This window comes from uncultured Mycobacterium sp. (assembly GCF_964249325.1).
In the GTDB taxonomy this organism is placed as follows: domain Bacteria; phylum Actinomycetota; class Actinomycetes; order Mycobacteriales; family Mycobacteriaceae; genus Mycobacterium.
Window position 1 is genome coordinate 1 of the sequence record NZ_CAXUCH010000121.1, and the last position, 12,937, is coordinate 12,937.

14 protein-coding genes and 2 pseudogenes are annotated in these 12,937 nt (G+C 65.5%); 7 read left to right on the plus strand and 9 right to left on the minus strand.

The genetic code is table 11. The annotated features are described in order from the left end of the window. Window positions 1-1,149, plus strand: a 1,149-nt coding sequence (locus tag ACFE99_RS15415) for an aldehyde dehydrogenase (protein ID WP_375486739.1), incomplete at its 5' end; no start/stop codon positions are given. Between the two features lie 9 nt (window positions 1,150-1,158). Here ACFE99_RS15415 and ACFE99_RS15420 read toward each other — a convergent pair. Together ACFE99_RS15420 and ACFE99_RS15425 are read right to left on the minus strand one after the other, a co-directional pair. Then, window positions 1,159-1,896 (minus strand): polysaccharide deacetylase family protein, encoded by a 738-nt coding sequence (locus ACFE99_RS15420; RefSeq protein WP_375486741.1) that lies wholly within the window; start codon window positions 1,894-1,896, stop codon window positions 1,159-1,161. Between the two features lie 68 nt (window positions 1,897-1,964). After that, the gene (locus ACFE99_RS15425) at window positions 1,965-2,960 is read right to left on the minus strand and encodes an FAD-dependent oxidoreductase (RefSeq protein ID WP_375486743.1); all 996 of its coding nucleotides are present in this window, start codon (window positions 2,958-2,960) and stop codon (window positions 1,965-1,967) included. A 96-nt stretch (window positions 2,961-3,056) separates the two neighbouring features. On the opposite strand from ACFE99_RS15425, the gene ACFE99_RS15430 reads away from it, so the two are divergent. Both ACFE99_RS15430 and ACFE99_RS15435 read left to right on the plus strand, forming a co-directional pair. After that, window positions 3,057-4,154 (plus strand): phenazine antibiotic biosynthesis protein, encoded by a 1,098-nt coding sequence (locus ACFE99_RS15430; RefSeq protein ID WP_375486745.1) that lies wholly within the window; start codon window positions 3,057-3,059, stop codon window positions 4,152-4,154. 43 nt (window positions 4,155-4,197) lie between these two features. Continuing rightward, window positions 4,198-5,562: pseudogene (locus ACFE99_RS15435) on the plus strand (aldehyde dehydrogenase family protein). A 45-nt stretch (window positions 5,563-5,607) separates the two neighbouring features. Here the strand turns inward: ACFE99_RS15435 and ACFE99_RS15440 are convergent. Continuing rightward, window positions 5,608-6,156 carry a nuclear transport factor 2 family protein gene (locus ACFE99_RS15440; protein WP_375486747.1) on the minus strand — a complete coding sequence of 183 codons (549 nt, stop codon included), beginning with the start codon at window positions 6,154-6,156 and terminating at the stop codon, window positions 5,608-5,610. Window positions 6,157-6,386: 230 nt separating this feature from the next. Further along, window positions 6,387-7,193, minus strand: coding sequence for a crotonase/enoyl-CoA hydratase family protein (locus ACFE99_RS15445; protein WP_375486749.1), 807 nt, complete (start codon window positions 7,191-7,193; stop codon window positions 6,387-6,389). Between the two features lie 195 nt (window positions 7,194-7,388). Here ACFE99_RS15445 and ACFE99_RS15450 point away from each other — a divergent pair, with 195 nt between their 5' ends. Beyond that, window positions 7,389-7,535 carry a hypothetical protein gene (locus ACFE99_RS15450; RefSeq protein WP_375486751.1) on the plus strand — a complete coding sequence of 49 codons (147 nt, stop codon included), beginning with the start codon at window positions 7,389-7,391 and terminating at the stop codon, window positions 7,533-7,535. An 83-nt stretch (window positions 7,536-7,618) separates the two neighbouring features. Next, entirely contained in the window at window positions 7,619-8,194 is a 576-nt protein-coding gene (locus tag ACFE99_RS15455; RefSeq protein WP_375486765.1) for a TetR/AcrR family transcriptional regulator, read from the plus strand. A 24-nt stretch (window positions 8,195-8,218) separates the two neighbouring features. On the opposite strand, the gene ACFE99_RS15460 is transcribed toward ACFE99_RS15455, so the two are convergent. From ACFE99_RS15460 to ACFE99_RS15470, 3 genes are all read right to left on the minus strand, one after another. Continuing rightward, window positions 8,219-8,515, minus strand: a complete 297-nt coding sequence (locus ACFE99_RS15460; protein WP_375486753.1) for a hypothetical protein — start codon at window positions 8,513-8,515, stop codon at window positions 8,219-8,221. 31 nt (window positions 8,516-8,546) lie between these two features. Continuing rightward, entirely contained in the window at window positions 8,547-10,046 is a 1,500-nt protein-coding gene (locus tag ACFE99_RS15465; RefSeq protein WP_375486755.1) for a class I adenylate-forming enzyme family protein, read from the minus strand. Window positions 10,047-10,247: 201 nt separating this feature from the next. Next, window positions 10,248-10,604, minus strand: a complete 357-nt coding sequence (locus ACFE99_RS15470; RefSeq protein WP_375486757.1) for a methyltransferase family protein — start codon at window positions 10,602-10,604, stop codon at window positions 10,248-10,250. 23 nt (window positions 10,605-10,627) lie between these two features. Between ACFE99_RS15470 and ACFE99_RS15475 the strand changes: the two genes are divergently transcribed. Both ACFE99_RS15475 and ACFE99_RS15480 read left to right on the plus strand, forming a co-directional pair. Then, the gene (locus ACFE99_RS15475; RefSeq protein WP_375486759.1) at window positions 10,628-10,822 is read left to right on the plus strand and encodes a hypothetical protein; all 195 of its coding nucleotides are present in this window, start codon (window positions 10,628-10,630) and stop codon (window positions 10,820-10,822) included. Between the two features lie 53 nt (window positions 10,823-10,875). Continuing rightward, window positions 10,876-11,478, plus strand: coding sequence for a TetR family transcriptional regulator (locus tag ACFE99_RS15480; RefSeq protein ID WP_375486761.1), 603 nt, complete (start codon window positions 10,876-10,878; stop codon window positions 11,476-11,478). Here the strand turns inward: ACFE99_RS15480 and ACFE99_RS15485 are convergent. Both ACFE99_RS15485 and ACFE99_RS15490 read right to left on the minus strand, forming a co-directional pair. After that, window positions 11,475-12,133 (minus strand): annotated as a pseudogene (locus ACFE99_RS15485) (arylamine N-acetyltransferase). The gene ACFE99_RS15480 and the pseudogene ACFE99_RS15485 overlap by 4 nt on opposite strands. Window positions 12,134-12,162: 29 nt before the next feature. Beyond that, window positions 12,163-12,937, minus strand: a 775-nt coding sequence (locus ACFE99_RS15490; protein ID WP_375486763.1) for a crotonase/enoyl-CoA hydratase family protein, incomplete at its 5' end; no start/stop codon positions are given.

Here is a 12,937-nt window from a genome sequence, read left to right on the forward strand (position 1 = left end):
ACGATGCACTGGGCCGGGTCGATGGGGGCGCTGAGCTTCTTCGCCGGCGCCGCCGACCAGATCAAATGGACCGAGACCCGCAACGGCTCGTACGGGCAGACCATCGTCAGCCGTGAGCCGATGGGCGTGGTCGGCGCGATCGTGGCCTGGAACGTGCCGCTGTTCTTGGCGATCAACAAGCTCGGGCCAGCGCTACTCGCCGGCTGTACCGTCGTCCTCAAACCGGCCGCCGAAACGCCGCTGAGCGCCAACGCGTTGGCCGAGGTATTGGCCGAAGCCGGCCTGCCCGAGGGTGTGTTGTCGGTGGTGCCCGGTGGTGTGGAAACGGGCCAGGCGCTCACGTCCAATCCCGACGTCGACATGTTCACCTTCACCGGCAGCTCGGCAGTGGGCCGGGAAGTCGGTAAGCGCGCCGCCGACATGCTCAAGCCGTGCACTCTCGAGCTCGGCGGCAAGTCGGCCGCCATCATCCTGGAGGACGTAGACCTGCCCGCGGCCGTGCCGATGCTGGTGTTCTCCGGCGTGATGAACGCCGGCCAAGGCTGCGTCAACCAAACCCGCATCCTCGCGCCGCGTTCCCGGTACGACGAAATCGTCGACGCCGTAAGAAATTTCGTGCAAGCGCTGCCAGTGGGGCTGCCGTCGGACCCGGCCGCTCAGATCGGGCCGCTGATCTCGGAGAAACAACGTAGCCGGGTCGAGGGTTACATCGCCAAAGGCATCGACGAAGGCGCGCGGCTGGTCTGCGGCGGCGGCCGTCCCGAAGGCTTGGACAGCGGCTACTTCGTGCAGCCGACGGTGTTCGCCGACGTCGACAACAAGATGACGATCGCACAGGAAGAGATCTTCGGACCCGTGCTGTCCGTCATCCCGTATGACTCCGAGGAGGACGCGATCGCGATCGCCAACGATTCGGTGTACGGCTTGGCGGGCAGCGTCTGGACCACCAACGTTCCAAAGGGCATCGAGATATCACAGAAGATCCGCACCGGCACCTACGGAATCAACTGGTATGCCTTCGATCCCGGTTCACCGTTCGGCGGTTACAAGAACTCCGGCATCGGCCGCGAGAACGGGCCCGAAGGTGTCGAGCACTTCTGCCAGCACAAGAGCGTGCTGCTGCCGATGGGCTACACCATCGACAGCTGACCCGCGCGGTTAGGCGGCGACGTCGTTGAGGGTCACCGTCTGCAGATCGCGGCTGTGGATGAGGTCGAGCAGCGCTGGGTAGCATCGGGTGATGGTGGGCAGATTGGCGTGCGCGAGCACGATCTGCTGCGGCTGAAACGAATTGCTGGCGTTGGCAATCAGGCTGGCTTCGCTCTCCGGCGCGGAATCGCCCAGACTACTGCTCCACATCGTGATCGTCGTATAGCCCTGATCGGCGGCGACGCGGTCGATGTCGGCGTTATGGACCCCGTACGGCGGGCGAAAGTATGGGGTTCCGTCCACACCATAGGTGCTTTGCAAAAAGTCGGCGTTGCGCCGAATCTGGTCAGCCACCGCGCCCAGCCCGATGCGGTTGAGGTATGGGTGTGACCAGGTGTGGTTGGCCATCTGGACCTGCCCGGAATCGACCATTGGTCGCAGCGCAGGGGCGTTGACCGACCACGATGAATGGGCACCGGTGACGAAAAAGGTGAGCCGAGTGCCGCTGTCACGGCAAAACTGGGCGAACGCCCCTACGACCGGGACACTCGCGCCGTCGTCGACGGTGAGAGCCAGCTGGTTACCACTCCCCGGCAGCCGGGTAAGCACACCGGCCGCCGTGGGAAACGGGGCCATCGGAATCACCCACCGCACCGGGCCGGCACCTGCCCGCGCCGCCTGGCTTACTGCCGCAGTGAAGGTGGCGGCAATGACGGACAACATCGTCCGCCGATCAATATTTGGCATAGGGTCAAACTACGCCGAGTCGCTGGCCCGATGCTTTCCTCTTGTACCACTTGGTGTTTGGCTCTGGTTCACTCCCTAGACGCTGTTGACGCCAATGCCAGTTTCGCGGCCTGGCGGGCACACCCCCAGGACAGGGTGACTCCGTTGCTGCCGTGGCCGTAGTTGTGCACGCAGCGCCCCGAGCCCAGCGGCTCAACCTCGACCCGCACCGCGGAGCGGCCCGGGCGCAGTCCGGTGGCGATCTCGATCATCTCGGCGTCGGCAAGACGCGGCTCGACTGCTCTACATCGCTGCAGAATCCGCTCGGTTACTTCAGGTTCGGGCGTTCGGTCCCAGCGGCCCGGCACCTTGATCCCGCCGCAAACCACTCGTTGGGGATGCGGAAAGAAGCACGTCCAGTCCGCGGCCTCGGTTAATTCGAGGAACACCCGGTCCACCCCGGGATTGCTCAGCACGACATGCTGGCCGAACATCGGCTCCACCGTGTCATCGCCGGCGAGTTCGCGGGCGCCCAGACCGGCGCAGTTCACCACGATCGGTGCGGATTCGGCGGCATCGGCTAACGACTCCACCCGGCGGATGTCGATCTGACCGCCGGCCGCCGCCAGACGGCTCGCTAGGTACTCGAGATAGCGCGGCATGTCGATCAGCGGCATGGTCGCCTGAAAACCGTGACGGAACCCCGCCGGAACCTGCGCGGCAGCACAGCGCCGAAGCTCGGGGATCAGGCAGGCCTGCGCCGGCAGGTGGTCGACGTTTGCCAACTCGCCGACCACCAGCACCGGCGCCAACCGCACCCCGGTATCGGCAACGGTGGCCAGCTGCTGGAACTCGCGCAGTGATATCGCCATCCACGCCAGCGTTTGAGTGGCCGATTCCTGAAAGGCTGGCCCCCAAAGCGCTCCGGCGACGACAGAGGTGGTTTGCGCTGGCGGCTCGGCCGCCCATACCTGTACCGGCGAGCCCGCCTCAGCCAAACAGATCGCTGTGGTCAATCCGCTCACCCCGGCCCCGACCACCACGACCGGGTCCGCGTTGTTTGATGGAACGCCGTCTGTGCTCATCGTCTTATTGTGTCGGCTGGCGTCGGCGGCAGGTAACAACCGCACAGACGACGCTTGCGATTGCCGGGTGGTCGATGGTGCGCCAGGATCGGTGGCGTGTGCACTGTCGATCTGTCGTTGTTGGACGTGCCCCGCTCAGAGCCCGTTGTCGATGCCGAAGCCTACTTGCGCGCCGTGGTCGCATGGCACTTCAGCGAAGACACCGGTTCGCCGTTCTGGTTGCGCATCGCCGCCACACTGAACTTCGACCCGCTGACCGACATCAAAAGCTTCGCGGATCTGCGGCTGTTTCCCAACCTTCTCAACGAACTGCGCAATGCCCCGGTGGAGGAACTGATTCCACGGGGGTACGGTGCGCCGCTACCACTTCCCCAGATCTTCGAATCCGGTGGCACGACGGGTCCTCCCAAACGGACTGTGCAAATGCCCGATTGGATCGAGCAAGTTGTGCGGTGGCAGACCCAGGATTTCACCGCGGGCGGCTTTCTGGCGGGGCGCGGCTTCCTGTGCATGATGCCCAGCGGGCCGCACGGGGTGGGTTATTTTTCTCGTCACGTCTCTGCTCGGCTCGGCTCGATCTTCCACTCGATCGACCTCGATCCCCGCTGGGTCAAAAAGATTGCCGCCCGGAACGCCACCTTCGAGGTATCTGCCTACGTCGACCACGTGATCGAGCAGGGCGTCCACGTTCTGCAGACCCAGAATGTCGCCAATATGCACACCACTCCGCCGCTGCTGGAGATGATCGCCCGCCGCGATGACGTGGTGGACTTGGTCAACGACAAGGTTCGCTACGTGTTGCTCAGCGGCGCCCATGTGGACGCCGACACCCTGGACCTGTTTCGTGGAATCTTTCCGGATACCGCCATCACCATGGTTTTCGGCAGCACCATGATCCTGTCGCAGGCCAGCACCCGCACCGCCAGCGACGGCGAGTCGTTCGTTTTCGACCCGCGCACACCGTATGTGGTGTTCTCGGTGATAGATCCCGACACTGGCGACCAGGTGCGGTACGGGCACCGCGGCCAAGTGGTGATGAACCACCTCAGCAAGGGAATGTTCATTCCGAACAACCTGGAACGCGACAGCGCAATCCGAACGCCGGGACCCGCAGGACAGGTCGGCGATTCGCTCAGCGAGGTGCGGCCGGTGGCCACATTCGACGGCGAGGCTGTCATCGAAGGTGTGTATTGACGTGCCGTCGCTTACCAATGGACGCTCGGACGCCGCAATTGATTTGGTGTTTCTCGACGCACTCGGCCCGGACGGACCCTACCGGACCCGGAACCGCCAAGTTATTACCACCACCACCGGCGTGTCGGTTGCCGAGCTGAGTATCGCGCCGCCGCTTTATGTTTCGCGCAGCATCGCCACGCAGCGCAAAGTGCAGCCGTTGCCGCTCGCGCGGCGTCAGGCCGCGCTGTCCGGCGCAGCTGAGGCGTTCGCGACGACGGTGATCGCCGGACTGGACTTCGAGACCTACGTCGAGCTCGCCAGCCAGGTTTCGGGTCTGCCGATCACGGTGACCCGCGCTGGGGGCCGCCGGGTCGCTGACGGCGTCGCGTCGGCATTCGATGCGGTGCGGCCGGCTCGCCCTACCGGGGCGGCGCTGGACTGGCGCGAGGAGGGCACCCGCAACGGTGGCGCCGTGTGGACCCGCCGCGGCGAGGTGTTCGCCGTGCATGCCTCAGGAAACGGCCCCGGCATTCACGCCCTGTGGCCCCAGGCGCTGGCGCTGGGCTACCGGGTGGCGATCCGCCCGTCGAGACGCGAGCCGTTCACTGCGCATCGACTCACATATGCGCTGCGGGACAATGGCTTTCGGCCGCATGACGCGACTTATCTGCCGACAGACCATGGCGGAGCCGACGAGGTCATCCGATCGGCCGACCTGGCAATGGTCTACGGCGATCAGCAGGTCGTCGACACATACGCCAACGATCCGACGGTGTTCGTCAACGGGCCGGGACGCGCCAAAATTTTGATCACCGCTGAGCGGGATTGGCGCGAATACCTCGATATGGTCGTGGAGTCGGTCGCAAACCTGGGTGGGATGGCGTGTGTCAATGCCACCGCCGTGCTCTATGAAGGCGATCCCGCTCCGCTAGCGCAGGCGATCGCCGAACGCTTGTCGGCTCTCGCGCCGCTGCCGACCGAGGACGCGCGCGCGATCCTGCCCACCCAGAGCGTCGATAACGCCCAGCAGGTGGCGGACTATCTTGGCGCAAAATCCGAAGGGACGACGCCGTTGCTGGGCGCCGACCGCCTGGTCGCCACACTGGGCAATGGCTGTGCCGCCTTGCGCCCCGCTGTGCATGTGCTGGCTACGCCCGACGTCGACAAACTGAACACCGAACTGCCGTTCCCGTGTGTGTGGGTGTCGCCGTGGTCGCGCGGCGACGGCACGGCTCCGCTGCGGCATTCCCTGGTGGTCACGGCCATCACCGACGACGACGCGTTGATCGACGCGCTACTGGCCGAGCCGACCGTCGCCAACGTTTACTCCGGCCAGTAGCCGACCTACTACAGCGCACCCGAGATCCCACACGATGGGTTCCTGGCGGATTTCCTGATGCGCACCAAGGGTTTTATTCGGGACTGAAACCATGCGCCTGGGCGCCTCAACGTTATTGCGACACCAGGGACGTCATCGTGCCAGTGCCCGGCGCAGGTACGGGTCGAAGTAGCCGGGGTCGGACGTAATCGGGCGAAGGCGGTCATTCATGGTTGTCGGTCCGACGTGACGTTCGAAGATCCGCCACCCACGATCCGTGCGGCGCAGCCGGTCGGTCATCGCGGAGTAGACCCAGATCGCGGGCAGTTCGCCAGGGCTTCCGAGCACCTCCGCGGTAATCATGCCGGGCACCGAGTCGGGCGCCGCGTAGCGCACGAGAAGGTTGTGGTAGCGGACGATCACCCCGTCACCGTCACGATCGACGATCGGGTTGGTCGCCAGCCGGCTGACGCCCGGGACGCTGTACGGGTAGGCCTGCTGGAAAAAGCGCCGCATTTCCGCCCGCCCTCGGTTGGTGCCATGGGTGTGGTACATGACGCTATCCGGGAGGAAGGCCTCGACCATCGCATCGATCGCCCCGGCATCGAACAGCAAGTTCACCCGGTTGATGAAGTCGATTGCGCTCGCTCGGTCTGAGGGATCGACCTCGCTGTCGAGAACGATGGGCGGCAAGTCCGGCATTGCCCACACCTCTCGGTCGGCATCGGTGAATTCGGGTCAAGGGCAGGTGAACCACCGAGAGTTTACCATCAGTTCACCTTTGATTAACCAATCCCAATCGGGTCGTCTGGTCAAAATTCCGACACGTGATGGCCTCGCCGCGGTAAATGGTTGGCCGCAACGGTATTGGCCGGCTGCAACTTTCGGTGTTGGGCGCCTCTCCCGGTTCGCTGGGCCGAGGGTAAACGCGCTCAGCGACCCTGGAACCGGCCTTGGCGACGTTCGATGAAGGACTGCACACCTTCGGCGGCATCGGCGGTACCAAACAGCGCAGTCACGTCCGGGCGCAACCGGTCGACGGCGGCCTGTTCACCGCGCTCGCGTGCCAGCTGCGCGGAGGCGAGGGTGGCCTTGACGCCCAACGGAGCAGCGCGATCGGCGATGGTACGTGCGATCTCGCGGGCCCGCGCGACCGCGGTCGCCGCGTCGTCGGTCACTTCTTGGACCAGTCCGACCCGATAGGCCTCGGCGGCGTCGAATTCGTCGCCGGTGAGCAGCCAGCGCATGGCGTTCCCCCAGCCGGCGTCGCGGGGCAGCCGGATCGTGGCGCCGCCGAACGGGTAGATGCCGCGCTGCACCTCCAGTTGGGTGAACCGGGTGTCGGCTGCGGCCACCCGGATGTCGGCGGCGAGCAGCAGCTCGATCCCGAGCGTCATGCACCAGCCGTGGGCAGCCGCGACCAGCGGCGTGGTCCACGGTCCGTCCAGCCGCCACGGGTCTCGCCCGTCGGGCGGGAACTGCAGCTGGCCGGCGGCGATGCTCGGACCGACGTCGACGAGGTCTAAGCCGCCGGTGAAGTGGTCGCCATGGGCGAACAGCACACCGGCGCGCACGGAGCTGTCCGACTCCAGCAGTGCATAAGCGCGGGCCAACTCGGTGAGCATGGCGAGGTTGAACGCGTTGCGTTTGTGTGGCCGGTTCAACCCGATCAGCAGGACGTGCCCATCCTGCTCCAGCGACACGGTGTCCAGGGTGGGTAGCGTGATTTTTTCGCTCATGACGGCAGTCAACCGCTGAACGGCGGATTATGCAAGATTGCATATTCGGGGGCTGATGCGCCACTGGCCTGCCCCAACGTACTTCAGCAAAAGCCCAGCAAGCACCGCCTTCACTTGTTTAGCCGATCTGCATGTTATATAGTGGGGTGCATAATCACAGGCTGGCGTATCCGGCTTGTGAGTCAGGAGACGACGATGTGGGTTATCGAGCTCAACGTTGCGGGACATCGGTTCACCCGTGAGTTTTCCGACCAGCGCCGCCAGGGATTGCGTGGCGTCCGGTTCCGCCGGCGCCACCTGCAGTGGCGCACCCCGCAGCTTCAGCACTCGCCCGCGGCATAACGGTCCGGGATCGAGGGGGGACGGCGATCGTGTCCACGGCAGTAGAGGCCGTACGGAAGAAACGTGGCGGGACTCGCATCAACATGCTCGTCACCGCCGCTGAGGTGATGCGTGAGCGCGGGGCGGCCGGCGTGACCATCGACGAGGTACTGACCCGCAGCGGCGCGCCCCGCGGCTCGGTGTACTACCACTTTCCCAACGGCCGCAACCAAATCCTGACCGAGGCCCTGCGATATTCAGGTGATGCGATCACCGCCAACATCGACGCCGCCGCCGACCGCGGCGCGACGGCCCTGGTACGACACTTCGTCGAATACTGGGCACACCTGTTGGCCGACAGCGACTTCAATGCCGGTTGCCCGGTGGTGGCCGCAGCGATCGGCTCTGCCGACGAGGAACCGCGGCTGACCACCGAGGCGGGCCAGATCTTCGACCGCTGGCGCACGGCACTGAGCCGGGCATTCGTCGCCGACGGCTTCGACCAGGGCGACGCAGACTCGCTGGCGGTGACGTCGATCGCCGCGCTTGAAGGCGCCGTCGTTTTGTGCCGCTCGATGCGCAGCGCCGAACCGCTGCGCGAAGTCGCCGATCAGCTCGAATTCCTCATCAAGGCAAGGGACTTCGTCCGCCGCAACGGAGTGCCGCATCGCCCGCGGTGACCGACTGCTGCAGTCGTGGCCCGGTCAGTCGCTGGCCGGGAGCGGCTTGGCCTCTTTGAGTTGCAGCGGGGTTTCGCCGATGGTCAGCGTGCCGGCGCCCGCCTTGGTCACCAGTACTTCGGCGCCGTTCTCGTCGACGTAGCGCTTGCCCATCACGGTGCCGTCGGCGAACGCCGGATTCAGCTCTCCCGAGCGCTCGGCGCCGATCGGCACCATCGGGGCACCGCCGCAGCGCAGGTCCTCCAGACTGTCGGCGGCCCGGACGACGATGACCTGGGTGTCGCACACCTGGCTGGCGAGGCGGGTTCCGTTCTTGATCATGGCGTGGTCCTCTACTGATGGCTTCCCTTTATTACTGCTCGGCCGGGGCGGCTCGAAGTTCGTCGACTAATACGCGGCGCAGGACCTTGCCGGTCGCATTGGTTGGCAGCTCGCCCCGAAACACTACCCGGTCGGGCGTGCGCGAACCCCGCAAGCTCTTGCGGACGTATGCGCGCAGGTCCTCGGGGTGGGGTTCGGCGCCTTCGGCCGGCACGACCACCGCGACGATCGCCTGGCCCCACTGCGGGTCGTCGACGCCCACCACTGCCACGTCGCGCACCTGGGGGTGTTCGATCAGCACGTCCTCGAGTTCGGCCGGTGCGATGTTTTCGCCGCCGCGAATGATGGTGTCGTCGCTGCGTCCGCCGATGAACAGGTAACCGTCCTCGTCCAGCATGGCGAGGTCTTTGGTCGGGAACCAGCCGGCCTCGTCGAGCACCGAGCCGATTCCGGTGTACCGGCCCGAAACCTGATCCCCCCGGACGAACAACTCGCCCGTCTCGCCCGGCCCGAGCACTGTGCCGTTCTTGTCGCGGATCTGCAGTTCGATGCCCGGCACCGCTTGGCCGACCGACCCGAGCCGCTTCGCGACGGCGGAATCGGAGGCGGCCAATGCTTGGCGGTGATCCTCCGGGGTGAGAACGGCGATGGTCGAACTGGTCTCGGTCAACCCATAGGCGTTGACAAAACCGACGTTCGGCAACAGCTCGAGGGCCCGGCGCACCAGCGGCAATCCCACCTTCGAGCCGCCGTAGGCCAGATTTCTCAGTGACGGCAGCTCGTGGCCGCCTTGCTCCAGCACCCGAACGATGCGGTCGAGCATGGTGGGCACCACGGTCGCGGTGGTGACGTGTTCGGCGTTGACCAGCCGCAGCCATTCCCCGGCGTCGAAGTCGGGAAGGTAGACCATCTTGCGGCCCGCATAGAGGTTCGACAGCGCGGCGCCCACCCCGGCGACGTGGTAGGGCGGCACGCAGATCAGCGCGGCGTCGTCGGGCTCGGCCGAGTCGAATTCCACCGTGCCGGTGATGTAGCTGGTCAGGTTGCTGTGAGACAGCTCGACTGCCTTGGGCTGCGAGGTGGTGCCTGACGTGAACAACACGACCGCAACCGTGTCGGGGTCGGGGAACTCCGCCGCCGGTGCGGCAGTGCGGGCGGCACTTGCGAATTCATCCGACAGCAGCGTTTGCCGGCCGACGTCGCCGACCATCTGCCGGTAGCGGCTGTCGACGATCACCAGCGGTTCGGGCAGCCGCCGGATCAGGGTTTGGATACCGTCGGCGGACAACCGGTAGTTGATCGGGGTGAACGCCCGCCCGGCACGGGCCGACGCGAAGATCAGCAGCGGCAGCATCGCGCCACCGGTGCCGACATAGGCCACATGCTGCACATTCGATTCGGCGATGACGCCCGCGCCGCCGTCGGCGAGATCGCTCAGCTGCTGGGTGGTCAACCGGACGTCGCCGCAGACCACGGCCGTTCGATCCGGGTTGCTCGACACAGCCATCTCGAGAAGTAACGAAATGCTCATCCTCGAATTCCTCTGTGCGTTAACCCTTTTCGAAATCGGTCACCGGGTCGGACGTGACACTGACGCCCAAAACTGTATTGTAGACCACCTAACCGATACACCCTTCCCTGCGCGCAACGAATGCCACGGCGCCGGCTTTGTCGTCAAATTGACGGCTTATGCCAACGCGTGCTCGGCCCGAAGCCGACCAGCGGTTGAGGTCTATCTGCTTGGCTCCCACGCGGCGGTTCGCGGGATCCAGCGTGGCACATTGCGGCGATAGTCCAGGTATTCGCTGGCGTAGCGCTCGGCAAGATGCGGCTCTTCCCAGAATCGGATGGCGGTGGCCTGGAACACCAGAAAGGTCGCGAACCAGGTCAGCAGCCAAGCCGACGCGGCGACGGCGGCCTCGCCGAGCAGAATGCACAGCACACCGGTGATCATCGGGTTGCGCACATGCCGATAGGGACCACGGACGACGAGGTGCACCGGCTCTCCCATCACCTCACCCAGACCGAGGGTTCCCTCGCCGACGCGGTCGAACAGCACCACCGTCCAGATGAGCAGGCCCAACCCCACGGCGATCGGTCCTGCTTTTCCCGGTGACGGTGACGCTGGTGATCCCGGCGCTGATCACACCCTGGGCTGGCGTGCATGCGCCGGATCTGGGTTCGCCGTGGACGGTTGTCCTCGTGACGCTCGGCGAATCAAATGCCGCCACCACAGCCGTCGTTGGCGCGTGTCCGCCACCATTGCCAGACCTCCATCTCAATACTTCAACCACCGTTGAACAATGAGCGTACGCTCGCTTCGCCCAAAGATCAACACTTGTTGAAGTATGCTGCCGGGCATGTCGGAGGTCCCGCGCGCGGGCCGGTGGCGTACCGGTCAGCAGAACAAGCAACGCATCATCGACGCCGCGCGTGACCGTTTCATGCGCGAGGGCTACGAGCAGGCCACCGTCCGGGCGATAGCCGCCGACGCCAGCGTGGATGTCGCGATGGTCTACTACTTCTTCGGCAATAAGGAGGGGCTTTTCACCGCGTCGGCGCTGACGGGCCCCGAGCACCCGTTGTACCAGCTGGCCACGCTGCTCGACGAGGGCGTCGAGCAGATCGGCCAGCGGCTGGTGCGCCGCTTTCTCGAGCATTGGGACGACGGCGGTGTATACGAGCCGTTCCTAACGCTGTGGCGATCGGCAGCGATTCAGCCGCGCGCCCGCCAAGTGCTGCACGACGCGATGGCCGGTCCGATCGCCGAGCGGGTCGCCGCAGAATTCGGGGTGGCCGATGCCGAGCTGCGCGTGGAGCTTGTGGCCAGCCACCTGGCCGGGCTGGCGTTCGCGCGTTACCAGCTTCGCATCGAGCCGATCGCCTCCAGCGCCGTCGAGGAGCTGGTTGCCTGGGTGGGGCCGACGGTGCAGCGCTATCTCACCGATCCGACCCCGTACTAGCTGTCCAGCACCTCGGTCACCCGCGCCTCGACATCGCCAAGACCGGACAGGTCGATCCCGAACGTATTGGTTAGCGTGTCGAGCACTGCCGCGACGGTGTCGAGCCGGATGCGCTCCGTTGCCCCGCCGCGATGGATAGCGAGATTACGGCCACGCAAGTTCCATCGAGCGTCGTCGGTGACTAGCGCCGCGACTAAGCCAGTGACAAAGAACGACTCGGGATAGGTTGAGGCATACGTATTGGCCAAGACAGGGTTTGGCCGCCGGAACCGACGTTCACCAGCAACACGTCGTCGACACCGGGGATGCGCACGGCAAGCACCTGATGGTCCTCTGCGGTGGGCGGTCCGCCCAGCCCGTGTGGGCTCATCCACACCACCCGCGCGACCAGCGCGTCAACCTGAAAGCCTAAGTGCTGCAGCACATAAAGCATGAGATTGTTGTGCTCGTAGCAGTAACCGCCGCGACGGCGGCGCACCAGCTTGTCGGCCAGCGCGCTCGGGCCCAAATCGACCACGGGGATACCGAGCAACGGGTCGAGATTCTCGAACGGGATACAGCGCCCGTGGGCGGCCACCAGCTCGCTCAATGTCTCCAACGTGGCATCGGCCGACCCTGAATAGCCGATGCGGGCGAAATACGCCGCTACGTCGATGTCGGGCTTGGCCGCGGCCGGCTTCGAACTCACGTGCCGGTCCAGCGCGGCGCCCGCTTCTCGGCGAACGCGATCGCGCCTTCCTTGGCGTCGTTGGACCCGAACACCGGCATCAGGATTTTCATCTGCTCGGCGAACATGGTGTCCGGGCTCCAACCGCGCGACTCGACGATGATCCGCTTGGTCGCGGCCACCGCAAGGGGACCGTTAGCAGTGATCTTCTCGGCGAGCTTGATTGCCTCGTCCAGCGCGGTACCGGGCTCGGCCAACAAGTTCACCAGCCCCAGCGCATGCGCCCGTTCCGCGGGCAGGTTCTCACCGGTGAGCGCCAACTCCATGGCGATCGCATATGGGATGCGCTGGGGCAGCCGCAGCAGCCCTCCCCCACCGGCGACCAGCCCGCGTTTGACCTCGGGGATTCCGAACGCCGACTCCTTCGACGCCACGATCAGGTCGGTGGCCAGCGCCAACTCGGTGCCTCCGGCCAGCGCGTAACCCTCGACCGCGGCGATCACCGGTTTGGCTGGCGGACGCTCGGTGAACCCCATGCCCCGGCCCTCGACGATGACGTTCTCGCCGCGCGCGAACGCCTTGAGGTCCATGCCCGCGCAAAACGAGCCACCTGCCCCGGTCAAGATTCCCACTGAAAGACCGGTATCACCGTCCAGACGGTCCACGGCATCGGCGAGGCCCTGGCTGACGGCAGCGTTGACCGCGTTCTTCGCCTCGGGCCGATTGATCGTGATGATCAGGATGCGGACGCGCTGTTCGGTTAGGACTACGGCTTGGCTGTTTGCGGCTTCT